22 protein-coding genes are annotated in these 22912 nt (G+C 59.6%); 10 read left to right on the top strand and 12 right to left on the bottom strand.

Annotated features, from left to right (window positions below; all coding sequences use genetic code 11):
* Positions 1 to 61: 61 nt before the first annotated feature.
* The 3 genes from ACA059_RS02775 to ACA059_RS02765 form a co-directional block, all read right to left on the bottom strand.
* Complete coding sequence (locus ACA059_RS02775) at positions 62 to 952, bottom strand: alpha/beta fold hydrolase (protein WP_497632636.1); 891 nt, start codon at positions 950 to 952, stop codon at positions 62 to 64.
* Positions 953 to 1061: 109 nt separating this feature from the next.
* Positions 1062 to 1367, bottom strand: coding sequence for a DMT family transporter (locus tag ACA059_RS02770; protein ID WP_497632635.1), 306 nt, complete (start codon positions 1365 to 1367; stop codon positions 1062 to 1064).
* Entirely contained in the window at positions 1368 to 2006 is a 639-nt protein-coding gene (locus ACA059_RS02765) for an FMN-dependent NADH-azoreductase (protein ID WP_497632634.1), read from the bottom strand.
* A gap of 107 nt (positions 2007 to 2113) precedes the next feature.
* On the opposite strand from ACA059_RS02765, the gene ACA059_RS02760 reads away from it, so the two are divergent.
* Both ACA059_RS02760 and ACA059_RS02755 read left to right on the top strand, forming a co-directional pair.
* Entirely contained in the window at positions 2114 to 3070 is a 957-nt protein-coding gene (locus ACA059_RS02760) for a LysR substrate-binding domain-containing protein (protein ID WP_497632633.1), read from the top strand.
* A 135-nt stretch (positions 3071 to 3205) separates the two neighbouring features.
* Positions 3206 to 3736: a ferritin-like domain-containing protein gene (locus tag ACA059_RS02755; RefSeq protein WP_497632632.1), complete on the top strand. Its 531-nt coding sequence runs from the start codon at positions 3206 to 3208 to the stop codon at positions 3734 to 3736.
* Between the two features lie 98 nt (positions 3737 to 3834).
* Here the strand turns inward: ACA059_RS02755 and ACA059_RS02750 are convergent, their stop codons facing one another.
* Complete coding sequence (locus ACA059_RS02750) at positions 3835 to 5910, bottom strand: AsmA family protein (RefSeq protein WP_497632631.1); 2076 nt, start codon at positions 5908 to 5910, stop codon at positions 3835 to 3837.
* A gap of 387 nt (positions 5911 to 6297) precedes the next feature.
* Between ACA059_RS02750 and ACA059_RS02745 the strand changes: the two genes are divergently transcribed.
* The 7 genes from ACA059_RS02745 (at position 6298) to ACA059_RS02715 (ending at position 11578) form a co-directional block, all read left to right on the top strand.
* Entirely contained in the window at positions 6298 to 6810 is a 513-nt protein-coding gene (locus ACA059_RS02745; RefSeq protein WP_497632630.1) for a hypothetical protein, read from the top strand.
* Between the two features lie 157 nt (positions 6811 to 6967).
* Positions 6968 to 7600, top strand: a complete 633-nt coding sequence (locus ACA059_RS02740; RefSeq protein ID WP_046044801.1) for a TetR family transcriptional regulator — start codon at positions 6968 to 6970, stop codon at positions 7598 to 7600.
* A 250-nt stretch (positions 7601 to 7850) separates the two neighbouring features.
* On the top strand, positions 7851 to 8351 hold the full coding sequence (gene ureE, locus ACA059_RS02735) for an urease accessory protein UreE (protein ID WP_497632629.1): 501 nt from the start codon (positions 7851 to 7853) through the stop codon (positions 8349 to 8351).
* Positions 8348 to 9022 (top strand): urease accessory protein UreF, encoded by a 675-nt coding sequence (locus ACA059_RS02730; protein ID WP_497632628.1) that lies wholly within the window; start codon positions 8348 to 8350, stop codon positions 9020 to 9022. The genes ureE and ACA059_RS02730 overlap by 4 nt, the downstream gene beginning before the upstream one ends.
* A 23-nt stretch (positions 9023 to 9045) precedes the next feature.
* Positions 9046 to 9660: an urease accessory protein UreG gene (gene ureG / locus ACA059_RS02725; RefSeq protein WP_008157381.1), complete on the top strand. Its 615-nt coding sequence runs from the start codon at positions 9046 to 9048 to the stop codon at positions 9658 to 9660.
* Between the two features lie 35 nt (positions 9661 to 9695).
* Entirely contained in the window at positions 9696 to 10268 is a 573-nt protein-coding gene (locus ACA059_RS02720; RefSeq protein ID WP_497632627.1) for a HupE/UreJ family protein, read from the top strand.
* Positions 10269 to 10444: 176 nt separating this feature from the next.
* Positions 10445 to 11578: an AGE family epimerase/isomerase gene (locus ACA059_RS02715; RefSeq protein ID WP_497632626.1), complete on the top strand. Its 1134-nt coding sequence runs from the start codon at positions 10445 to 10447 to the stop codon at positions 11576 to 11578.
* 155 nt (positions 11579 to 11733) lie between these two features.
* Here the strand turns inward: ACA059_RS02715 and ACA059_RS02710 are convergent, their stop codons facing one another.
* The 8 genes from ACA059_RS02710 to amaB form a co-directional block, all read right to left on the bottom strand.
* Complete coding sequence (locus ACA059_RS02710) at positions 11734 to 12504, bottom strand: SDR family oxidoreductase (RefSeq protein ID WP_008153379.1); 771 nt, start codon at positions 12502 to 12504, stop codon at positions 11734 to 11736.
* Between the two features lie 730 nt (positions 12505 to 13234).
* Positions 13235 to 13951, bottom strand: coding sequence for an ABC transporter ATP-binding protein (locus ACA059_RS02705; protein ID WP_497632625.1), 717 nt, complete (start codon positions 13949 to 13951; stop codon positions 13235 to 13237).
* Positions 13948 to 14823 carry an ABC transporter ATP-binding protein gene (locus ACA059_RS02700; RefSeq protein ID WP_497632624.1) on the bottom strand — a complete coding sequence of 292 codons (876 nt, stop codon included), beginning with the start codon at positions 14821 to 14823 and terminating at the stop codon, positions 13948 to 13950. The genes ACA059_RS02705 and ACA059_RS02700 overlap by 4 nt, the downstream gene beginning before the upstream one ends.
* Positions 14820 to 16103, bottom strand: a complete 1284-nt coding sequence (gene livM / locus ACA059_RS02695) for a high-affinity branched-chain amino acid ABC transporter permease LivM (RefSeq protein WP_497632623.1) — start codon at positions 16101 to 16103, stop codon at positions 14820 to 14822. Before livM ends, ACA059_RS02700 begins: the two co-directional genes overlap by 4 nt.
* A 3-nt stretch (positions 16104 to 16106) precedes the next feature.
* A complete protein-coding gene (locus ACA059_RS02690; protein WP_309674883.1) occupies positions 16107 to 17021 on the bottom strand; it encodes an ABC transporter permease subunit in 915 nt (304 codons plus the stop codon).
* 170 nt (positions 17022 to 17191) lie between these two features.
* On the bottom strand, positions 17192 to 18325 hold the full coding sequence (locus tag ACA059_RS02685) for a branched-chain amino acid ABC transporter substrate-binding protein (protein ID WP_033055567.1): 1134 nt from the start codon (positions 18323 to 18325) through the stop codon (positions 17192 to 17194).
* Positions 18326 to 18689: 364 nt separating this feature from the next.
* Positions 18690 to 19973, bottom strand: coding sequence for an L-pipecolate oxidase (gene amaA, locus ACA059_RS02680; RefSeq protein ID WP_497632622.1), 1284 nt, complete (start codon positions 19971 to 19973; stop codon positions 18690 to 18692).
* A gap of 187 nt (positions 19974 to 20160) precedes the next feature.
* Entirely contained in the window at positions 20161 to 21651 is a 1491-nt protein-coding gene (gene amaB, locus ACA059_RS02675; protein WP_497632621.1) for an L-piperidine-6-carboxylate dehydrogenase, read from the bottom strand.
* Positions 21652 to 21825: 174 nt separating this feature from the next.
* Between amaB and ACA059_RS02670 the strand changes: the two genes are divergently transcribed.
* Positions 21826 to 22737 carry a LysR family transcriptional regulator gene (locus ACA059_RS02670; protein ID WP_497632620.1) on the top strand — a complete coding sequence of 304 codons (912 nt, stop codon included), beginning with the start codon at positions 21826 to 21828 and terminating at the stop codon, positions 22735 to 22737.
* The last annotated feature ends 175 nt before the right edge of the window (positions 22738 to 22912 follow it).

Below are 22912 nucleotides of genomic sequence, written 5' to 3'. Positions count from 1 at the left end.
CAGCTCCTACGGGAGAACGCATTCCAACGTAGGAGCTGGCGAAGCCTGCGATCTTTTGATCTTATAGACCCGCGACCTTCAGCCGCGCAGCATGCTCGACAAACAACCGGACTGGCTCCGCCCCCTTGCCCACCAATCCCAACGACTGATTGACGATGTCGAAGTGATCCATCGGATACTCATCGCCGATCACTGTCCCCAGATGCGAGCTGTAACGCCCGACCATCCCGTCGCAATGCCCAACCTCTCGAACGAAGGTCCTGGCAAACAACCGACAACTGCGGTTGGTCCCATCAAACAGGTTTCGCCCGCGATCGGTCTTGCCCGGTTGCAAGGTCCCGGACCATGAGTAATACCGCACGCCATTGACCTCTTCCGGCCCATGCCCGCCCCAGGTGTCAGGCAAGCCCTGTGGATAACGCCGGTTGAACAACGCCACGCCTTCCGTCGTCAGTGAATGATGGGAGGCGTGGATATCCACCGGCAATTTCGGTCCGCGGTAACCGGTTTCCAGCAGGCTCATCAGCGCATTGATCCAGCGCAGCAAAACGGTGAGCAGTCGCCCCTTGGCGCTGTCTCCCGGATAGTGTTTGTGCAGGTAATCCGCCAGTTCTGAACCGTGATTAGGCCCTGCCACCGACGTCACCGACGCCACCCGATCCGGGCGTTTGGCGGCGGCGTAACGGGCGGTGAGCGAGCCTTGGCTATGGCCGATCAGGTTGACCTTCTCGGCCCCGGTTTCCCGCAGAATCTCCTCGATCCGCGCCAGCAACTGCTCGCCACGTACCTCGTTTGAATTGAGCGGCGAGACCTGCACCGCAATCACCGTCGCCCCACCCCGGCGCAACGCCGAGATGATCCCGTACCAGTATGGATAGAGCAGCAGACGGATAAACCCGAGCATTCCCGGGACCAGCACCAACGGGTAACGCGTGGCGGAACCTTGCGACATGGGCGAACTTCCTTGTGATCGGTGAGGTGACGCAAGGCTGAATGCAAGACATCAGCCAAGCATCGGCATCGAAGATGACAACTCGACGACCAGTCTATGACATCCCGCCCTACTTCAGCCCCACCACCCCCGCCACGATCAACCCTACCGACACCAACTTGACTGCCGTCAGGCTTTCACCGAGCAACGCAAACCCGAGAAACACCGTGCCCAGTGAGCCGATGGCGGTCCAGATCGGGTAAGCGATGCTCACCGGCAACTCGCGCATGGCCAGGGTCAGGAAGTAGATCCCGGCGATAGCCGCTACGATGGTGATCATCGACGGCCAGAGCCGGGTGAAACCTTCGGAGTACTTCATGCTCATGGCGAAGGTGATTTCAAAGCCTGCGGCGATCAGCAAAAACAACCAGGACATTTAGAACTCTCCCGCCAGCGCCAGCAGACGCTGTTCCGCCTCGGCGACGGAAATCTGGAACGTCCGCTCGGCGGACTCTTCGCCCTCTGCGGCGATCACAGTGATGTCGGTAATGCCAATAAAACCCAACACCGTGCGCAACAACGGATCAGCGTGGTTCATGGTTTCCAGCGCCCCGCCCGGCCCGAAACCGAACCCTCCGCGACTGGTGACGATCAGCGCTTTTTTGCCCTGCACCAACGGCTCGTACTGCGCCACGCCATTGTCCAGGGTGTGATTGAACGTCAACCCAAGCCGCACGATCTGATCGATCCATGCCTTGAGGCCACTGGGCACGCTGAAGTTGTGCATCGGCGTGGAAATCACCAGTAAATCATGGCCGAGCAATTCGCTCACCAGTTCATCGCTGAACGCCAGATCCGCCTGCATGGACAGTGGTCGGGCATCGGGTTCAGGGTAAAAGGCCGCCGCGACAAATGCCTCGTTAACCGGTGGAATCAACGCCCTACCGACTTCACGGCGGGTCAGTTGCGACTGCGGATGTCGGGCCTGCCAGGCCGACAAAAAAACTTCGGCCAGGCTCCGGGAATGGGAACGCTCGCCACGGGGGCTCGCGTGAATCGCAAGAACTGTGCTCATCTGAATCTCCTGAGGACTACACTCAACCTTTTGTGGCTTGTAGCCTGAAGCGCGTAGCCACTCTCTTCAAATGAGCAAAAGTCATTCAGGATGAATTGATTTCATCCATGGAGTATCCAATGTTTGCCTCGCTGCCGCTGACCGCCCTGCGCGCCTTCGAATCCGCCTCACGCTTGTTGAGCTTCAAGGCCGCCGCAGAAGAACTCTCGGTGACGCCTACCGCGATTTCCCATCAGATTCGCTCGCTGGAAAGCTGGCTTGGTATCGCGCTGTTCGAACGATTGCCGCGCCAAGTGCGCCTCACTGACGGCGGCGAACGCTTGTTCCAGAGCCTGCACGGCGCCTTGCTGGAAGTGGCGCAAAGCGTCGATACCTTGCGCCCGCAACGCAGTGGCGCCAGCCTGACGATCTCCACCATTGCCGCCTTCGCCGCGCTGTGGCTGGTGCCGCGATTGGGGCGCTTCTATGCCCGCCACCCCAATATCAGCCTGCGGCTCGACACCCATTGCGAAGTCATCGATTTGCATCAGGACGCCAGCGTCGATCTGGTGGTGCGCTACACCCTCGACGACTATCCGAACCTTTATGGGCTGTGTCTGTTCGACGAATCCTTTGGCGTCTATGGCTCTCCCGAACAGGTGGCCCTGGCAGCCAGACGAGTACCGACGTTGATTAGCGTTCGCTGGTGCAATTCAAAATTTTACGCATACGGTTGGGAGGCCTGGTGCGTGAAGTCCGGCGAAACCTGGCTGGCCGGGCAACCGGTGGTGCGTGAATACGACGAAGAGCATTACGCCCTGCAAGCGGCGATTGCCGGGCAAGGCCTGGTGCTGGCGAGCAATATTCTGGTGTCCGAGAGCGTGGCCAGTGGCTTGCTGGTGGCTTACAAGGGCGAGGTGCAGGTCGATGGCGCGGGCTATAGCGCGCTGTGCGTGCCGGGCCGTGAACGGCATCCGCCGGTGCGGGCGTTTTTTGCGTGGTTGCAGGAAGAAGCCCGATTGTCTGGTCTATTGCCAAGATCGCAGCCTTCGGCAGCTCCTACAGGAGAACGCATTCCCCTGTAGGAGCTGGCGCAGCCTGCGATCTTTTCGATTGCCAAATTACATAAAACTTTTCGCGATGCTCATCACTCACACCTTAGGTAGCGATCACGTCCCCAGAGGCGTGACGCAAACCGGATTAGCCTCCAGGAGATCGAGATGAGCGACATGCATTTGTCTGATGTAACCACCCTTCGCGAACGTGCCCGCAAGAACGTCGAGAACGGTGCGGTGACCGAAAGCTACAGCGCCAACCGTGAAGAAGTGCTGCGCCTGCTCAACGAATCGCTGGCCACCGAACTGGTCTGCGTGTTGCGCTACAAGCGCCACTACTTTATGGCCAGCGGCCTGAAAGCCCAGGTCGCCGCCGACGAATTCCTCGAACACGCGACCCAGGAAGCCCAACACGCCGACCGACTGGCCGAGCGCATTGTGCAACTGGGCGGTGAGCCGGAGTTCAACCCTGACTTGCTGTCAAAAAACTCCCACGCTCAATACGTGGCCGGCAATAGTCTCAAAGAGATGGTCTACGAAGACCTGGTCGCCGAGCGCATTGCCATCGACAGCTACCGCGAGATCATTCAGTACATCGGCGAAAAAGACCCGACCACCCGGCGCATCTTCGAAGACATCCTGGCTCAGGAAGAAGAGCATGCTGATGACATGGCCGACATCCTGAAAGACCTGTAAACCTTAAAAGCAAAAGATCGCAGCCTGCGGCAGCTCCTACAGGGGAATGCATTCCAACTGTAGGAGCTGCCGCAGGCTGCGATCTTTTGATCTGCATTTTACCGAGTGGGTTTGACGGTGACTGGCGCCTTGCCGGCCTTCATCTGCTCCAGCAACGGCGCGCACTGATTCGGCTCGCCCCCACTCGGCGCCACCAGCGCCAGCAACCCCGCCGCCGGCGCCGCAATCACACCCAACGCCACCATCCCCGCCCCGCGCAGTATCAGCGGCACAGCCTTCACACCCGCATCCGGCTTGATGAACTTGCCCCGGACATACAGCGGCGAACGCAGCGAAATCAAGCGCCAGCCCTTGGATTCCGGGGTGATGGTCAGGTCCAGTTGCTCAGTCGCCATGTTGGCCGTGCCATCGATGTAGATGATCGCGTTTTCGGTATCGAAGACGAACAGACGCGTGGTCGCCAGTCCGGTCTTGATGTCGAAGTCGGCAGCAGCGCAGTTGATCTTCACTTCTTTGTCGCCAAAGATCCTGCCCACCACAAAGTTGCCGACATTGAGCCCGGCCAGCTCCATCAACTCGCGGCTGATGGCGCCGTCGTTGATCAGCATTTTCAGATTGCCATTGGCGCTGCCCAGCAGTTTGGCCACCGAGTTGCCACGACCGGTGATGTCGGCATCGCCATTCAGTTCGCCGAAACTGGTTTTCATCGGTTCAAAGGTCGGGAACAACTGCTTGAGTTTGAACTTGCGTGCGGTGAGTTTGGCCCGGCCTTCCAGCGGTTCGGTTCGGCCATTGAGGCGAATCTGAGCATCCAGGTTGCCACCGGCCACACCGAAGCGCAGAGGTTCAAGGCTGAGCACGCCGTCGGTGAGTATCAGGTGGGTGTAGAGATCCTTGAACGGCAGTTTTTCGCTGTGGACGATGCGCTTGCCAGTGAACTCGACGTCAGCGTCCATATCGCGCCAGCGCTCGGTTTTAAACTCTTCGACCGGCAATACCTTGTCCGTCGGCTGCTTGCTTTCGCCGCCGCGAGCCTTTTGTTTGGCGTTGGAATCGGCACCGATCAGCGGAGCCAGGTCGGCAAACAGCAGTTGATTGGAAACCAGCGATCCGCTCAGCTTCGGGCGCGGCTGGCTGGCGACATAGGCCAGGCTGCCATGGATGTCGCTCTGACCGATCTTGCCGTTGAATTCTTCGTAATGGAACACTGCACCGTCCGCTTCATGCAGCTTGGCGATCAAGTGCCCGTCAGTCTCGTACGGCGGTGTATCCGGCAGGGTTACGCCGGTCAGCGGGTAGAGATTGCCCAGGCTGGTGCCGGCCAGTTTCAGGCGCAAGTCCAGGGCGCCGAGGTTCAGTGGATCGGTGAGGGTACCGGCCAGTTCGACACTGGTGTCGGCGATTTTCACTTTTGCTTGAAGCGGGAACGGTCTGGCCGAGTCCTGCAACGCCAGCAGGCCGCCGATCTTGCCTTCGCCCGCGAGTTTCTGGCCGTGGTATTGGCCTTTGACCTTCAGCGCGAATGCGTAATCCTGCGGCGCGGCCCCCTTCTCCGACGCGGTTTTCGCCGCTTTGTCACCGACGATGTCGCTGAACGGAATAGGCTTGCCCAGCGGGTCGATGATCAAGTCGAGCTGAGTCTTCAGGTTCTGGTCGTCGAGGATCACGTGGCCTTTGTCGAAGCCGATCGCACCGATGTCCACCACCCAGCTTGAAGGCTCGGCGTTCGGGTCTTTGGGGTCGAACTTGAAGGTCCAGTTTGCACGGCCGTCGGCCAGGCGCTGGAGGTCGGCATTCGGTTCGGTCAGGTCAATACGCGGGATCACCACGCGCTGCGCCAACAAGGCCAAGGGCGAGATGCGCAACTCGACGCGTTTGAGGGTGACCATCTGCGGCGTCTTCGACCAGTCCGGGTTGCCTAGGCTCAAGTCCTCCGCCACGACATGCGGCCACGGCACCCACGCGCGCCAACCGCCCTCGTCGGGTTCACGTTGCCAGACCACCGCGAGGTTGCCGTTGATGGCGAACGGGCGGTGCAGCTCTTCGGAAACTTTGGCGTTAAGCGGTGGTTTGATCCGGTTCCAATCGAAGAACGCAATGATCAGAACCAGTACGGCCAACAGGACAACGAGGCTGGCGAGGGTCCAGGTAAAAATTTTACGAGTGCGCGTCATTGCACAGGGCTCCTGATACGACTGAGCGTCCTGACCGCGACGCACGTTTGAAACGTTAGGCCAGAACCGGCCTGCCATGGAGTCTAGGACTGGGAAATGGCGCGCAGGTTTAACCGAAATGCCGCTTAACGTTCAAATAATCGGTCGGGGTCACATTGCGCCCTCAAATCAGCGTTACCGGCCCCGCACTTTTGCAAGGCGCAAGTGAGTCGAAAATACCCACTCCAGTGCAAAAACGTCCGCCGGAAACGCCCGATTTAGAGCGGTTTAACGGAACAATCAATTCTGTTGATTATTACCATTGCGTTTATGAACTTTTATATCGACTTATCGAGAGTAGCATTGCCCTCGTACCCACTTTATCGCCCTCCTACGGAGCACCCAATCATGAAACGCCAATTACTGCTTAGCCTTACCCTCTCAATGCTGGCCAGCACGGCTTTCGCCCTGCCAGCTGCTGACCAGGCGACCCCACAAGTCAAATCCACCCACTCGGCGTTCAGCCAAACCGTCGCCGAAGGTGGCAATGATCGCCTGAAAGAAAAAGGCCTGATCACCCAGGATGGTTCGGACCGTACTCCACAAGGTCAAACCTTGGCTGCTGATGGTTCCGATCGCACTCCACAGGGTCAAACCCTGGCTGCTGACGGTTCCGATCGCACCCCACAAGGTCAAACCCTGGCTGCTGACGGTTCCGATCGCACTCCACAGGGTCAAACCCTGGCTGCTGACGGTTCCGATCGCACTCCACAAGGTCAAACCCTGGCTGCTGATGGTTCCGACCGCACCCCACAAGGTCAAACCCTGGCTGCTGATGGTTCCGATCGCACTCCACAAGGTCAAACCCTGGCTGAAGGTGGTGGTGACCGTGTCATCGAACGCAACAGCGCTTTGAGCTGAGCCCATGGCGGCCCTGAAAAAAAGCCCAATCTCCGGATTGGGCTTTTGACGTTTTAGAGGCCTCACTTCCCCGCTTGATCCCCCCGATAGTCATTCGACGCCGGCAAAGCCGATTTGCTAGAGTGCGCCGCTGTCCTATCCAGAAAACACCCTTGCGATGCTGCCCCGCGCCGAACAGAAACAACAGACCCGCAACGCCCTGATGGACGCTGCCCGCCACTTGATGGAATGCGGCCGAGGATTCGGCAGCCTGAGCCTGCGCGAAGTCGCCAGAACCGCGGGGATAGTGCCCACCGGTTTCTACCGGCATTTCGCCGATATGGATGAACTGGGCCTGGTGCTGGTGAGTGAAGTCGGTCAGACATTCCGCGAAACCATTCGCCTGGTGCGCCACAACGAGTTCGTCATGGGCGGCATCATCGACGCCTCGGTGCGGATCTTTCTCGACGTGGTCACGGCCAATCGCTCGCAGTTCCTGTTTCTGGCCCGCGAGCAGTACGGCGGCTCGCTGCCGGTGCGGCTGGCCATCGGCCGCTTGCGCGAAGACATCAGCTCGGACCTGGCAGCCGACTTGTCCTTGATGCCGAAGCTGCAACACCTGGACATCGCCGGCCTGAGCGTCATGGCTGATCTGATTGTTAAAAGCGTGTTTGCGACCTTGCCGGACATCATTGATCCGCCGGCGCAGGCATTGCCCGAGCATCTGACGCCGCAGGCGAAAATCACTCAGCAGTTGCGCTTTATCTTTATCGGCCTCAAACACTGGCAAGGCTTGGGCAGCACCGAGTGACTTCTTAAAAGATCGCAGCCTTCGGCAGCGCCTACATGGATCGCATTTCCCTGTAGGAGCTGCCGAAGGCTACGATCTTTTTTTGTTCGCCGCAATTTGGTGCGAGTAGCTCTGCACCGCACCAAATTCATCCAAATCGCCGCAGCATCCTGAAGCACCTGCTGAGCTCCGACAGGCATTTCCTACGTATCACCCGATTGGCAAGCCCCTTGCTCTAGCCAAAGCATTGTCCATTGCTGGAAGCCTTCCGATGCTGGTGATTCATCGCAGAATCGACCCTCAACCCGTCTGGGCCGCCGAGTTGCACCTGACCTTCGAAGCCCGGAGCAAAAGCCGTTTGCGCTGTTTCAGTGCCGAGGGTGAAGACGTCGGGTTGTTTTTGGAGCGCGGTCAGCCACCGCTGTACAACGGCGAATGCCTGCAAGCCGAAGACGGGCGCATCGTGCGCGTCTGCGCCCGGGCCGAACAACTGCTGCACGTCACCTGCGCCAATGCTTTCGAACTGACTCGCGCGGCCTATCACCTCGGCAACCGCCACGTCGCCCTGCAAATCGGCGACGGCTGGTTGCGCCTGCTCGACGACTACGTGCTCAAGGCCATGCTCGAACAGCTTGAGGCCAAGGTCGAGAACATCGAAGCGCCGTTCCAGCCGGAACACGGTGCCTACGGCGGCGGCCACCACCATTCGCGTCACGGCGATGAAGACTTCAACTACCCGCCGAAACTGCACCAATTCGGCGTGCGGCTATGAACCCGGCCTGGGCGCTGTTGCGCCTGGCCAGTCCGCAGTTGCCGATAGGCGGTTACAGCTATTCCCAAGGTCTGGAAATGGCTGTGGATAACGGTCGGGTGAATGATCCTGACAGCGCCCGTCGCTGGATCAGTGATCAGTTGCTGCTGAACCTGGCGCGTTTCGAAGCGCCGTTGCTGCTCGCCCATTGCGTGGCCGCCGCTGATGAAAACTGGGGTGAATTGCTGCAACGCTGCGAAGAACATCGCGCCAGCCGGGAAACCCGCGAGCTGCATCAGGAGAGTCGGCAGATGGGTTATTCGTTGCAGCAACTGCTCAACGGTTTGCCGGAGCTTGATGCTCCGGCCCGCGCCTTTCTTGAACAACGTCCCGAGCCGCACCTGGCCCTCGGCTGGGCACTGGCCGCTCGCGCCTGGAATATCAGCCCGCAGGACGCGCTGGCGGCGTGGCTCTGGAGTTGGCTGGAAAACCAGCTGGCGGTGCTGATGAAAACCCTGCCGCTGGGCCAGCAAGCCGCGCAACGCCTGACCAGCCAATTGCTGCCGCTGCTGCAAGAGGCTCAGCAGAACGCTACCCGAATCAACCCCGAACACTATGGCAGCGCCGCTTTCGGCCTGTCCCTGGCGTGCATGGCCCATGAGCGCCAGTACAGCCGTCTGTTCCGTTCCTAGGGCCTGTTATTTTGGAGAATCACATGAACACACAACCTCTGCGCGTCGGCATCGGCGGCCCGGTCGGTTCCGGCAAAACCGCTTTGACTTTGGCCCTGTGCCTGGCGCTGCGCGACCGCTACAACCTGGCGGTGGTCACCAACGACATCTACACCCGCGAAGACGCCGACTTTCTGGTGCGCAACGAAGCCTTGGCGCCGGAGCGGATCATCGGCGTGGAAACCGGCGGCTGCCCGCACACGGCGATTCGCGAAGACGCCTCGATCAACCTCGAAGCCGTGGACCAACTGAACCGCCGCTTTCCGGGGCTGGACCTGATCCTTGTGGAGTCCGGTGGTGACAACCTGTCCGCCACCTTCAGCCCTGAACTGTCCGACCTGACCATTTACGTGATCGACGTCTCGGCCGGCGACAAGCTGCCGCGCAAGGGTGGGCCGGGGATCTGCAAATCGGATCTGCTGGTGATCAACAAAATTGACCTCGCGCCATTGGTGGGTGCTTCGCTGGAACTGATGGACAGCGACACCAAGCGCATGCGCAACGGCAAGCCGTTCGTTTTCAGCAACCAGAAAACCGGTCTGGGCCTGGAAGAAATCATCGCCTTTATCGAACGACAGGGCCTGCTGACAGCGGCGTGAACACGATCAACTTTTATCAACAAGGAAGCTTATCCATGACACTTAAACGCATTCTGGGCGCCATGGCCCTGCTGCTGACCCCGGCCATCGCCTTCGCCCACCCGGGGCATGGCGACAACGGTTTGATCGCCGGCATCAGCCACCCGGTCGGTGGCCTCGATCACTTGTTGGCGATGGTTGCGGTCGGTTTGTGGGCAGCGCAGCAGAAAGGCGCTGCACGCTGGGCGCTGCCGTGCACATTCGTCGGCATCATGCTGATCGGCGGGTTGCTGGGGTTTGAAGGGCTGAACCTGCCGGCGCTGGAGAGCGGGATTGCGGCGTCAGTGCTGGCGCTGGGTCTGGCGGTGGCTTTGGCCGTGCGTCCACCGTTGAGCCTCGCCGTTGCGGCAACCGCTTTGTTTGCGCTGTTCCACGGCGTGGCCCACGGGCTGGAGTTGCCGCAGATGTCGAACCCTTGGGCGTATGCCGCGGGTTTTGTGGCGGCGACGGCTGCCTTGCATGGCTTGGGTTACGCCGTAGTGCGGGTGTTGCCGCAAGCGGCGGCGCCGTTGGTTCGACTGGCGGGGGCAGCGTCGGCGGCGACTGGCGTGTGGTTGTTGGCGGGCTGATTTCTTTATCGCCTGTGATGGCCTCATCGCGAGCAAGCTCGGCTCCCACAGTGGAATGCGTACTCCTGTGGGAGCCGAGCTTGCTCGCGATAGCGGTCTGACAGACACCGCGCCTCTCCAGCCGGCCTCTCTGCTAACATGTCGCGCAATCAACCCTGCCGTGACGACGCCAGCCAATGCCGCCTGTTTCCCGCTCCGCCTCCCAGCCTGAATTGACCGCTCTGTATGCCTCGGTGCAACAGCACTTCCAGGACGTGATCGTGCCGCTCTGGCAAGGGCCCGGCTGGAATGCCGACATGGCGCTGCCCTATGAAGCGCTGGACGCCGAGCACCAACCGCTGCCGCCCCAACGCTACCGGGCCATGGCCTGCGCGCGGCAGCTCTACCTGTTTTCCAGCCTGATCGGCCAGGTACCGGCCGCCGAAGAGCGCGCCGCAGCGCTGTTCCGTTCCTTGCAGCAGCATTTCCATGATGCCGAGCATGGCGGCTGGTTCTACAGCGTCGACCCGCAGGGCGCGCCCCTGGATCAGCGCAAAGACCTCTACACCCACGCTTTCATCCTGTTCGCCTGTGCCCATTACTGGGACAAAGTCCGCGAGCCGCGGGTGGAGTCGGTGCTCAACGCCGCACTGGAAGTGGTCGCGCAGCGCTTCGCCACGGGCGACGGCCTGTACGAAGCCAGCCTCGACCGTGACTGGTCCTCGCTCGAGTCCGGGCCGCTGCAAAATCCCCTGATGCACTTGGCCGAAGCCTTCCTCGCCACGCTGTCGGTGCGCAAAGACGTCGCCGTGCAAGACGCGCTCGTCGAGTTATGCACAGCGATGCAGAAGCGTTTTATAGACCAGCAACACGGTGTGTTGATGGAGAAACCGCTGGGAGCTGTGGATAACTGGTTTGAACCGGGGCACCAGTTCGAGTGGTATTTCCTGCTGGAATCGTCTTCGTTGCTGCGCGGTTCGACACTGCACGCCTCTTTGGAACGCGCCTTTGCGTTCACCGAACAAGTGGGTGTCGATCAACAGACCGGCGCCGTGCGGGCAATGCTTGACCTGGAACCGAACGGCCCACCTCGGGACGCTACACAGCGAATCTGGGCTCAGGCTGAATACCTTCGTGCCCTGACCTTGCGGCCAGACAGCGAGGCCGCAGTGCTGCACCAATTGCAGGCGTTGCAGCAGCGCTTTCTGCATGCGGGTGGCTGGTATGAGTGCCGGGACGAGAACGGTGACGTGACCCGCCGAGACATGCCGTCGACCACGCCTTATCACTTGGCAACCTGCTATCGCGGATTAGCCGATTATCTTCGCTGAGTCTTCTGTGGCGAGGGGGCTTGCCCCCGTTGGGCTGCGAAGCAGCCCTAGAACCTGTGAATGCGGTGTTTCTGATGAAATGCGGTGCTTGGTCTGAGGGCTGCTTTGCAGCCCAACGGGGCGATACGGCGTTCCGACAAGCCCCCTCGCCACAATTAAGCCTTGCCACCATTACGCTCAATCGCAAACCCGCTCCACGTCTGGCTCACTGGCATCAGCTCCAGGCTGTTGATGTTGATGTGCGCCGGGGCATTGAGCACCCAGAAAATGGTGTCGGCGATGTCTTGCGGCTGGATCGGCTCGGCACCGGCGTAGGTCGCGTTGTAACGCTCCTGATCACCAGCGAAACGCACCAGTGAGAACTCGCTTTCGCACAGGCCCGGCTCGATATTGCTGACCCGCACGCCTGTACCTTGCAGGTCGCAGCGCAGGTTCAGGGAGAACTGTTTGACGAACGCCTTGCTCGCGCCATACACATGGCTGCCCGGGTACGGGTAGTTGCCGGCGATGGAGCCAAGGTTGACGATGCCGGCGCCGCGACCGTGAGCGATCAGGCGGGGCAACAACAGACGAGTGCTGTACATCAGGCCTTTGATGTTGGTGTCGACCATGGTGTCCCAATCGTCGAGGTCGCACTTGGGCGCCGGGTCAACGCCCAGGGCCAGCCCGGCATTGTTGATCAGCCCGCGCAGTTTGGCGAAGGACGGCGGCAGGTTGGCAATGGCCTCCTCCATGGCCTTGCGATCACGCACGTCGAGCACCAGGCCATGGACCTCGGTCTGCTTCGACAATTCGGCGCATAGCGCATTGAGGCGCTCTTCACGACGGCCGGTCAGCACCAGTTTCCAGCCGGCTTCGGCAAAACGACGGGCGCAGGCTTCACCAAAACCGGAGGTCGCGCCGGTAATAAACAGGGTGTTGGACATCGTGTTCTCCTTGCTTCGGCTGATCGACAGCCACTGGAATAGAAAATCAGCAGCCAGCATGCCCGGCCTTGCCCACAGCAGCAACTACCGCAGAAGCTGTACAAAAAACGATCAAACGTTGCCACGCCTTACCTGCCGGGGCTTTCAGCCATGTGCGCGCACCTTATCCACAGGCCGGTCCACAGTTTCCGGGGGCAAGTGGAAAAGCTGTAAGCCGCTGTGCACAAGGCTTTGCGGGCAAATTGGAAATTTTTTTGCTTGACCCTGGAACGCAGGGTGTGTAGCCCATGGCATTTTGCACGATTGACCGGTCATACCGACGATGGCGCCAAGCCAGTAACTACGGCCTTCAGCCGAGTCTTTCCAGAGTTTAACCACAGACTTATCCACAGGCAGCTCCACTCCATTTCGCCCTGCTTTCATCACCAACAAAAAGGTTGACAAAGCCCGCTCGCGGTCCCGCAAAAACGCCTGATCAAAAAACAACCACAACTCTGCAAGCCACGGTTTCAAAGGCTTTCAGCCAGCTACTCCCACGTTATTCACAGCCAGCTCCACAGCAAACGGGGACAAGTCAAAACCGTGACAAAACAACTATTTGCAGCGGCTTTATGTCGCGGTTTGAGAGCTTGTGAATATTGTTTTCCACAATTTCAAAAAAGCTTTACGACCGGCATAAAAAAACGCCCTGACGTGGATTCGTCAGGGCGTTTTTTATGCGCTCAGCTGTTTAGTGGCCGCCGAGATAAGCGTTACGCACTTCCTCGTTAACCAGCAGCTCCTTGCCGGTGCCTGTGATGCGAATCTCGCCGTTAACCATCACATACGCCCGGTCTGACAGCTTGAGGGCGTGGTTGGCGTTCTGCTCAACCAGGAAGATGGTCATGCCGGTTTTCGCCAGTTCCCGCAGAGTTGCGAAGATCTGTTTCACCACGATCGGCGCCAGACCCAGGCTCGGCTCGTCAAGCAACAGCAGTTTCGGCCGGCTCATCAGCGCACGTGCGATGGCGAGCATTTGCTGCTCGCCGCCGGACATGGTCATCGCCCGCTGGGTGCGCCGCTCTTCGAGTCGCGGAAACAACTCGAACATGCGTTGCATGTCTTCCTTGGCGTACTTGTCACCGATCGGAATGGTGCCCATCAGCAGGTTTTCCTCGACGGTCATGTCGGGGAACACCCGCCGGCCTTCCGGCGATTGAGCGATGCCGTTGGATGCAATGTAGTGGGACGACTTGTGGGTGATATCCACACCCTGATAGATGATCTGCCCGTCCGCCGCCCGCGGCTGACCGAAAATCGACATCAGCAGGGTCGATTTACCGGCGCCGTTGGAGCCGATCAGGCTGACGGTTTCCCCCTCATTGATGTGCAGCGAGACTTTCTTCAGGGCCTGGATCGGCCCGTAAAACACGTCCAGCTCCTTGAGTTCGAGGATGGGTTGGCTCATAGCACCACTTCCTCTTCATCGGCGCCCAGGTAGGCCGCAATCACTTTCGGATCGTTACGAATCGCATCAGGCCCGCCCTCGGCGATGACGATACCGTGGTCCAGCACCACGATGTGGTCGGAAATGCTCATTACCATGCCCATGTCGTGTTCGATCAGCACCACGGTCAGATCGTGCTCGTCGCGCAGCAGCCGGATCATCGCGCTCAGCGCTTCGGTTTCCTGAGGGTTAAGGCCCGCGGCCGGTTCGTCGAGGCAGATGATCTGCGGACGGGTGCACATGGCCCGGGCGATTTCCAGACGGCGTTGCTGACCGTAGGACAGCTCACCGGCCAGACGGTTAGCGCAGTCCACCAGGTCCACCACTTCCAGCCAGTAGAACGCGTGGTCCAGCGCATCGCTTTCGGCTTTGCGATAACCCTTGGTGTTGAGGATGCCGGCCAGCATGTTGCGGTTGACCCACATGTGTTGGGCCACCAGCAGGTTTTCCAGCACCGACATTTCCTTGAACAGGCGAATGTTCTGGAACGTCCGCGCCAGGCCGGCACGGTTCACCAGGTGGGTGCCGCCGAACATCTTGTAGTACATACGACTGGCGAAGGATTTCGGCGAGACGAAATCGGTGGGTTTGAACGATTCGCCCAGCAGCTTGATAACGTTGGTTTGCTCGCCACGCACGTTGAGCTCGATCTTGCCGCCCGAGGCCTTGTAGAACCCGGTCAGGCAGTTGAACACGGTGGTCTTGCCGGCGCCGTTGGGGCCGATCAGGGCGAAGATCGAGTTGCGTTCGACCTTCAGGCTGACATCGTTCAACGCCTTGATGCCGCCGAAGTGCATCATCAGCTTCTCGACCGAGAGTACGACTTCGCTCATGGCGCTACTCCTTTACGCGGGGTCACACCGGTACGGCTGATCCGAATCAGGCCGCGCGGTCGCCAGATCATCATCAATACCATCAGGATGCCGAACAGCAGCACGCGATACTCCGCGAAGCCACGCAGCAGTTCCGGGGCGACGGTCAGCACGAATGCCGCAATCACCACGCCGATGGTCGAGCCCATGCCGCCGAGTACCACGATGGCGAGGATCAATGCCGATTCGAAGAAGGTGAACGAGGTCGGGTTGACGAAACCTTGATAGGTGGCGAAGAACACACCAGCCAGACCGGCCGTCGATGCACCGATGGTGAACGCCGACAGTTTGACCAGTACGTGGTTCAGCCCCATGGAGCGGCAAGCGATTTCGTCTTCACGCAAGGCTTCCCAGGCGCGACCGACCGGCATGCGAGTCAAGCGGTGCTTGATGTGCAACACGGCCAATACCACCAGGAACAACACCGCGTAGATGAAGTAATACTTCACGTCCGGGTTGTAGGCGATGCCAAAGAACTCATGGAACGGCACCCCGCCCTCTTTCGCCCTTTTGCCGAACTCAATGCCGAAGAAGGTTGGCAACGGCGCGGCCATGCCATTCGGGCCGCCGGTCAGGGACAGCCAGTTATTGAGGATCAACCGGATGATTTCACCGAAGCCCAGGGTCACGATCGCCAGGTAGTCACCGTGCAGGCGCAACACCGGGAAACCGAGGATGCAACCGGCAAGGCCAGCAGTGATCGCCGACAGCGGCAGCACCGTCCAGAAGCCCAGACCGAGGTATTGGTAACCGAGCGCCAGGCCGTAGGCACCGATGGCGTAGAACGCCACGTAACCCAGGTCGAGCAGGCCGGCCAGGCCGACCACGATGTTCAGGCCCAGGCCCAGCAATACGTAGATCAGCCCGAGGATGACCACACCCAGCAGGTAGGAGTTGGAGAAAAACGGGAACACCACGGCAACGACGATCAACAGCGGGATGATCCAGCGCAACCGGGATTTGTAATCAGGCGGCAGCACATGAACCCCGGAGCCGGTGCTTTCAAAGCCTTCGAGAATTCTCAGGCCCTTGGGGGTTTGCAGGAACAGGCTCAAGGCAAAGCGGCCAGCCATGACGATGGCGACAATCCACGCCACCCGGGTCGTTTCCAGGTTGAAGCCGTAGCCGTCGAGGACCACGCCGACAATCGGGCCGAACACAATCAGGGCCACAAGGCCGGCAAGAATCGCGTCAACCAGGCTTCTTTTGAGATCAATGGTTTTTTTAGTGGTTGAAGACATCGCTTACACCTTCGACACAAGAGGACGGCCGAGCAGGCCTTGAGGCCGAAAGACCAGAACAAGAACGAGCAGCGAGAAGCTGAAAACGTCTTTGTAGTCCGAGTTCACCAGACCTGAGAACAGTGATTCGGAGATCCCCAGAATAATCCCGCCGAGCATGGCGCCAGGCAGCGAACCGATCCCGCCGAGTACCGCGGCGGTGAACGCTTTGATCCCGATGACAAACCCGGCGTAGAAGTCGAACGTGCCGTAGTTCATGGTGATCAGCACGCCGGCCAGGGCCGCCATCGCTGCACCGATGATGAACACATAGGAAATTACCCGGTCGGTGTTGATCCCCAGGATCGAAGCCATCTTGCGGTCTTGCTGGGTGGCGCGGCACATGCGGCCGAGCTTGGTGTACTTGATGACGTAGGTCAGCAGGGCCATCCCGGCAAATGCGGCGATCAGAATGAAGATCTTGGTGTAGGTGAGCTGAACGAAGCCGGTCCCGACTTCAACTCGCCATGCACCGGTCAGCAGTGTGGGCACGCCTTGTTGACGGGCGCCCTGGGCGATCTGTGCATAGTTTTGCAGGATCAGCGAAATACCGATGGCGCTGATCAGCGGTGCCAGTCGTGTGGAGTTACGCAACGGTTTGTAGGCGACGCGCTCGATGACCCAGCCATACACCGCCGTGACGATGATGGTGAAGACCAGTGTGCCGAGCATCAGCAGAGGGAAGGATTCAATACCGAAGTAAGCCAGCAGAGCCAGACTGATTGCCGCGAGGTAAGCGGAAATCATGTAAACCTCGCCGTGGGCGAAGTTGATCATGCCGATGATGCCATAGACCATTGTGTAGCCGATGGCGATCAGGCCATAGACCGACCCGAGGGTCAGGCCGTTGACCAGTTGCTGCAGGAAAATACCATCCATAACGCAATCTCACGCATTTGAGAGACTGCACAGAAGCCGGGTACGACGGACCGGGGTTCAGCCGCCGGCGCAACACGGTTGTGTGCAGCTCTACGAGAAAAGACAGGTACTGCACGGACATGTTGATTGATGGCCCGGCGCACAAGGCGCCGGGCAATCAGCAGTTCATATCACTTCTGTTTTTCCAGTTGGTGGTATTTGCCGTCCTTGTCCCACTGGTAAACCACGTAGTCGGAGACTTTCAGGTCGCCCTTGGCGTCCCAGGTCTTCTCGCCCATCACGGTTTGGACCTTGTTGGCTTTCAGCCATTTGGCAGCGTCGTCGCCCTTGTTGGACTTGGCGCCATTGAAGGCAGCGGCCAGGGTCTGGACCGAAGCGTAGGCGTACAGGGTGTAGCCTTCAGGCTCGGTGCCTTTTTTGCGGAACTCGTCCACTACCGTCTTGCTGTCTGGCAGCAGGCGCGGGTCGGCGCCGAAGGTCATGTACACGCCGTCAACGTTCTGCGGGCCACCGGCGGTGGTCACCAGTTCGTCGGTCACGATGCCGTCATCGGACATGAACTTGACGTCTTTGAGGCCTTGTTCACGCAATTGGCGAACCAGGGGGCCGGCTTCCGGGTGCAAGCCACCGAAGTAGACCACGTCGGCACCGGCCGCACGGATCTTGGTCACCACGGCGCTGAAGTCTTTCTCGCCGCGGGTCAGGCCTTCGTACAGCACCGGCGTTACGCCGCGCTTGACCAGTTGCGCCTTGGTGGCGTCCGCCAGGCCTTGGCCGTAGGTGTCTTTGTCGTGCAGGACCACGACTTTCTTGCCTTTGAGCACGTCGACGATGTAGTCGCCGGCCACGATGCCTTGCTGGTCGTCACGACCGCACATACGGAACATGGCTGCCAGGCCGCGTTCGGTAACCTGTGGGTTGGTGGAACCTGGAGTGATCGCGATGATGCCCGCTTCGTCGTAGATCTCCGAAGCCGGGATGGTCGAGGAGGAGCAGAAGTGACCGACTACGCCAGCGACTTTCTGGTTGGTCAGGTCCTTGGCGACCGTCACAGCCTGTTTCGGTTCGCAGGCGTCATCGCCTTTGACCAGTACGATTTTTTCCCCGTTTACGCCGCCCGCTGCGTTGACCGCATCGGCCGCAGCCTGTGCACCCTTCATGTACTGCTCGCCAAATGCCGCGTTGGCGCCTGTCATCGGTCCCGCCACACCGATTTTCACATCAGCCTGTGCAAACGCAGAAACACCCAACGCAGTTGCCACTGCGAGGGCCAAAAAGCCTTTCTTGTAAAACGTCTGGGACATGAGGTGGTGCTCCAAGGTTTTTTTTTAGTTGGCACTGCGACTTCCTGAATGCTCAGAGCAAGGGCCGTGCCATCGGTTTTTTATTCTGAAAAAAGTCGCTGCTTTATTGTTATTTCGACTGTTTCGATCCCATTTTCATTGGGCGTGCAACCGTCTAAACCGCGGAAGGTGAAACCATTTATTTTTAAAGGCGCAACCCGAGCGCGCCATCATTGCAACCGCGGCGCCAAACGACGTGCAACCAGCCTGTAACAACGTGCGTCACCGAAGTGCACACTGCTGGTGCGGAACTGCTACAACCCGCACCTTTTACAGGCTAGTCGCTGCGCGAAAAAGCGCCGCTTCCAGCAACAAATTTCAACAATCAAATAACGATCCGCAGGCACTGGCCTGCGTGATACAGCGAGAATCCGGCCTCGTACAGACAGCTGCGCAATCCCACGCCCGCCAATGGCTGCATGGGCGCAAAGGGAATCGGCAGTGCTTGAGGATTTCCGTTACACAGATAATCGGCAAAGGCTTTGCCGACGACAGTGCCAGTCGTGACGCCCCGGCCGTTGTAACCGGTGACTGCCACCAAACCGGGCGCCGGCTCGAACAAACGCATCAAATGATCGGGGGTGAAGGCGATGCAACCGGTCCAGGTGCACTCCCATTCCACCGGTTTGAGATAAGGAAAATAGTGCTGCTGAACCCGGTCGGCCCAAGCTTTGAGGAACCAGGTCGGTTTCTGATTGCCATTACCGAGACTGCCGAGCAGCAGACGACCATCCTTATCCCGACGAACACTGCTGAGGACCTGGCGGGTGTCCCATGAACCCTGGCCACCCGGGAGAATTTGCTGCGCAGCCTCTTCGGTCAGCGGGACCGACGCCACTTGATAGTAGTAACCGGGGAAGAAGTTGCGCCGCAATTCCGTCCAGTCACCTTCGGTGTAGGCGTTAGAGGCAATCACGACTTGCTCGGCAAGCACCGAACCCTGAGCGGTTTGTACCGACCAGCGCTGGCCCTGACGTTCGAGTCGGGTCACCGGGGAATGATCGAACAACTGACCGCCGAGACCGATGGCCGCTTTGGCCAGCCCCGTCGTGTAAGCCATTGGGTTGATCGTGCCGGCACGTCGATCAAGCAGCGCAGCGGCAATCTTTTTGGTACCCGTCGCTTGTTCGCAGGCTTGACCGGTCAGCAGTTCCACCGGCGCGCCGCGACGTTTCCATTGCTCTTCACGACTGCGCAAGTCCGCTTCGCCACGGGCGTTGTGCGCCATATGCAGCGTGCCTTCGCGGCGAAGCTGGCAATCGATGTTGTACTTATCCACAAGGCTGAACACCAGGGACGGCGCCGCACCGAGCATGCGGTTGAGCTGACTGCCGACCGCCTCGCCGAAACCGGCTTCGATCTCGTCCGGTGGAATCCACATCCCGGCATTGACCAGCCCGACGTTGCGCCCCGATCCGCCATGACCGGCGCGATGGGCTTCCAATACACAGACGCTTTTGCCTTTTTCCAGCAGATGCACCGCCGCCGACAGACCGGTGAAGCCGGCGCCGATAACGCAGACATCCACCGTCACCTCGCCCTTGAGCGCCACGTTGTCAGGCCTTTGCGGCGTCAGTTTTTCCCACAGACACTCTTCGCGTAACGGCATTGCCAGACTCCAACAGAAACCTAACAAAAACATTCATTGAATGTGGATGATCTATGTGGCGAGGGGATTTATCCCCGTTGGGCTGCGAAGCGGCCCCAAATAATGGGACTGCTGCGCAGTCCAACGGGGATAAATCCCCTCGCCACAAAAGCTCGCTCCCACAGGGGATCACTGCTTCATTCGAGGCTTAGTCGAACGTAATGCCCTGAGCCAACGGCAATTCCAGTGAATAGTTCACGGTGTTGGTCTGACGGCGCATGTAGCCGCGCCATGCATCGGAACCGGATTCACGACCACCACCCGTTTCTTTCTCACCGCCAAACGCCCCGCCGATTTCCGCGCCGCTCGGGCCGATGTTGACGTTGGCGATGCCGCAGTCACTGCCCACCGCCGACATGAACTGCTCGGCTTCACGCACGTCAGTGGTGAATATGCACGACGACAGACCTTGTGGCACGGCGTTGTTCAGGCGCAGGGCTTCGTCGAAATCTTTGTAACCGACCACGTACAGGATCGGCGCGAAGGTTTCGCTGCAAACCACATCGCTCTGCTCCGGCATTTCAACGATGGCCGGCGAGACGTAATAAGCGTTAGGGAATTGGTTTTCCAGTTGGCGCTTGCCGCCAAACACCCGGCCGCCTTCGCTCAAGGCCTGCTCAAGCGCGTCCTGCATGTTTTCGAAGCTGTGCTTGTCGATCAGCGGACCGATCAGGTTGCCTTCCAGTGGATTGCCAATGCGCACTTTGGAGTAAGCGGCTTTCAGGCGGGTGACGATTTCTTCTTTCACCGATTCATGGGCAATCAGGCGACGCAACGTGGTGCAACGCTGACCGGCAGTGCCGACGGCGCTGAACAGGATGGCTCGTACGGCCATGTCCAGGTCGGCGCTTGGGCTGAGGATCATTGCGTTGTTGCCGCCCAGTTCCAGAATGCTGCGAGCGAAACGTGCGGCGATTTTCGGTGCCACTTCGCGGCCCATGCGGGTGCTGCCGGTGGCGCTGATCAGCGCGACGCGCGGGTCATCGACCAGGGCTTCGCCGGCATCGCGACCGCCGATGATGACTTGGCTCAGGTGCGGCGGCGCGTCGCTGAAGTTCTTCAGTACGCGATCGAACAGCGCCTGACAGGCCAGTGCGGTCAGCGGGGTTTTCTCCGACGGTTTCCAGATCACCGGGTTGCCGCAGACCAGCGCCAGCGCGGTGTTCCAGGCCCAGACCGCCACCGGGAAGTTGAACGCGCTGATGACGCCAACGACGCCCAGCGGGTGCCAGGTTTCGCGCATGTGGTGGCCAGGACGCTCGGAAGCGATGGTCAAACCGTACAGCTGACGGGACAGGCCGACGGCGAAATCGCAGATGTCGATCATTTCCTGAACTTCACCCAGACCTTCCTGAGTGATCTTGCCGGCTTCCCAGGACACCAGCTCGCCGAGGTCGGCCTTGTATTCACGCAGGATATCGCCCAGTTGGCGGACCAGTTCGCCACGGCGCGGGGCCGGGACCTTGCGCCACAATTCGAACGCATGATCTGCACGACTGATGTGCTGCTCGACTTCAGCGGCGCCTTCCCAGTTCACGGCGGCGATCTGGCTGCCATCGATCGGCGAATGCACCGGCACTTTGCCGTTCTGGTACAGGGCCGGGTTCACACCAAGACGATCAAGCAATGCGGCAACCATGGGTCACTCCTCAAGCGAAAAACAGAAAACGTGCAGCCGGATTAATTCGGCTGGTGAGGCCTGTAGTTTTAGCGCTCCCGACGTTACCCAACAAACGACCTTTAAGAGAGATATCATTCCGTTTATTCATGCTGCGAATTGCTGATAAGAAAGAAACAAGAAAAAGGACAACCAATGCTGAATAAACGCTACTTGCCGTCGATCACCGCGCTGCAGTGTTTTGAGGCCGTAACCCGGCATTTGAGCTTCACCCGGGCGGCTGAAGAGCTGAACCTGACCCAGAGCGCTGTCAGCAAACAGGTCGCGCAACTCGAAGAATTGCTGCAGCACCTGTTGTTCCGCCGGGTGCGCCGACGCCTGCAAATGACCCCGGCCGGTGACTTGTACCTGGTGGAGGTAAGAAAAATCCTCACGCAGGTCGAGATGTCGACCCACTACCTGCGCTCCTACGGCGGTGAAACCGAAGTCCTGCGCGTCTCGACGCCTCCGACATTCGGTGCTCGCTGGCTAGTGCCACGCCTGAAAGGCTGGCGTCTGCGCCATCCCTCGATCCATCTGGACCTGTGCAGCGAGCAGGAAGCCGACGATCTGCTGCAAGGTCGCAGCGACCTGGCGTTCTACTTCGGCCAGGGCTCACGCCCCGGCACTGAATGCCTGAAGCTGTTCGGCGAAGAGCTGGTGCCGGTCTGCGCACCGGGCAGCCTGCCGAACACGCCGTTCACCGACCCGACGCAACTCACCGACCTGGTCCTGCTGCAAAACGCCTCCCGGCCCCAGGCCTGGCACGACTGGTTCGACAGTCAGGGCTACCACACCGAACACAGCTACCACGGCCCGCGTTTCGAAACCTTTTATATGTGCATCCGCGCAGCCCAGGTCGGCTGCGGTGTGGCGCTGTTGCCGCGGTTTCTGGTGGAAGAGGAATTGGCCGACGGCAAACTGGTCATACCCTGGCAGCACGCGCAGCCCAGCACCGATGCCTATTACCTGGCGTATCCGGAGCATTCGGCCGAAGTGCCGAAGGTGCGGGATTTTGTGAAGTGGATGTTGGAGCAGATCGACAGCCCGGATGCGGCGCAAATTTGAAGCTTCACACAACTCCCTGTGGGAGCGGGCTTGCCCGCGAAGAGGCCGGTACATTCAACATCAATGTTGACTGGAAGATCGCTTTCGCGGGCAAGCCCGCTCCCACAGAGATCTCCTGCGATTAAAAAATCACTGGCAATCCCCACCACTGATATGCGCCACTAGCCCCAATCAT

Source organism: Pseudomonas sp. LBUM1647 (assembly GCF_059716175.1).
Note: the sequence above shows the minus strand (reverse complement) of the source record. Positions and strands in the feature narration are given on the sequence as shown.

Bases quoted from the DNA above. Each gene is read 5' to 3' on its own strand.
- ACA059_RS02775 (WP_497632636.1), bottom strand. From the start codon at position 952: ATGTCGCAAGGTTCCGCCACGCGTTACCCGTTGGTGCTGGTCCCGGGA.
- ACA059_RS02770 (WP_497632635.1), bottom strand. From the start codon at position 1,367: ATGTCCTGGTTGTTTTTGCTGATCGCCGCAGGCTTTGAAATCACCTTC.
- ACA059_RS02765 (WP_497632634.1), bottom strand. From the start codon at position 2,006: ATGAGCACAGTTCTTGCGATTCACGCGAGCCCCCGTGGCGAGCGTTCC.
- ACA059_RS02760 (WP_497632633.1), top strand. From the start codon at position 2,114: ATGGAGTATCCAATGTTTGCCTCGCTGCCGCTGACCGCCCTGCGCGCC.
- ACA059_RS02755 (WP_497632632.1), top strand. From the start codon at position 3,206: ATGAGCGACATGCATTTGTCTGATGTAACCACCCTTCGCGAACGTGCC.
- ACA059_RS02750 (WP_497632631.1), bottom strand. From the start codon at position 5,910: ATGACGCGCACTCGTAAAATTTTTACCTGGACCCTCGCCAGCCTCGTT.
- ACA059_RS02745 (WP_497632630.1), top strand. From the start codon at position 6,298: ATGAAACGCCAATTACTGCTTAGCCTTACCCTCTCAATGCTGGCCAGC.
- ACA059_RS02740 (WP_046044801.1), top strand. From the start codon at position 6,968: ATGCTGCCCCGCGCCGAACAGAAACAACAGACCCGCAACGCCCTGATG.
- ureE (WP_497632629.1), top strand. From the start codon at position 7,851: ATGCTGGTGATTCATCGCAGAATCGACCCTCAACCCGTCTGGGCCGCC.
- ACA059_RS02730 (WP_497632628.1), top strand. From the start codon at position 8,348: ATGAACCCGGCCTGGGCGCTGTTGCGCCTGGCCAGTCCGCAGTTGCCG.
- ureG (WP_008157381.1), top strand. From the start codon at position 9,046: ATGAACACACAACCTCTGCGCGTCGGCATCGGCGGCCCGGTCGGTTCC.
- ACA059_RS02720 (WP_497632627.1), top strand. From the start codon at position 9,696: ATGACACTTAAACGCATTCTGGGCGCCATGGCCCTGCTGCTGACCCCG.
- ACA059_RS02715 (WP_497632626.1), top strand. From the start codon at position 10,445: ATGCCGCCTGTTTCCCGCTCCGCCTCCCAGCCTGAATTGACCGCTCTG.
- ACA059_RS02710 (WP_008153379.1), bottom strand. From the start codon at position 12,504: ATGTCCAACACCCTGTTTATTACCGGCGCGACCTCCGGTTTTGGTGAA.
- ACA059_RS02705 (WP_497632625.1), bottom strand. From the start codon at position 13,951: ATGAGCCAACCCATCCTCGAACTCAAGGAGCTGGACGTGTTTTACGGG.
- ACA059_RS02700 (WP_497632624.1), bottom strand. From the start codon at position 14,823: ATGAGCGAAGTCGTACTCTCGGTCGAGAAGCTGATGATGCACTTCGGC.
- livM (WP_497632623.1), bottom strand. From the start codon at position 16,103: ATGTCTTCAACCACTAAAAAAACCATTGATCTCAAAAGAAGCCTGGTT.
- ACA059_RS02690 (WP_309674883.1), bottom strand. From the start codon at position 17,021: ATGGATGGTATTTTCCTGCAGCAACTGGTCAACGGCCTGACCCTCGGG.
- ACA059_RS02685 (WP_033055567.1), bottom strand. From the start codon at position 18,325: ATGTCCCAGACGTTTTACAAGAAAGGCTTTTTGGCCCTCGCAGTGGCA.
- amaA (WP_497632622.1), bottom strand. From the start codon at position 19,973: ATGCCGTTACGCGAAGAGTGTCTGTGGGAAAAACTGACGCCGCAAAGG.
- amaB (WP_497632621.1), bottom strand. From the start codon at position 21,651: ATGGTTGCCGCATTGCTTGATCGTCTTGGTGTGAACCCGGCCCTGTAC.
- ACA059_RS02670 (WP_497632620.1), top strand. From the start codon at position 21,826: ATGCTGAATAAACGCTACTTGCCGTCGATCACCGCGCTGCAGTGTTTT.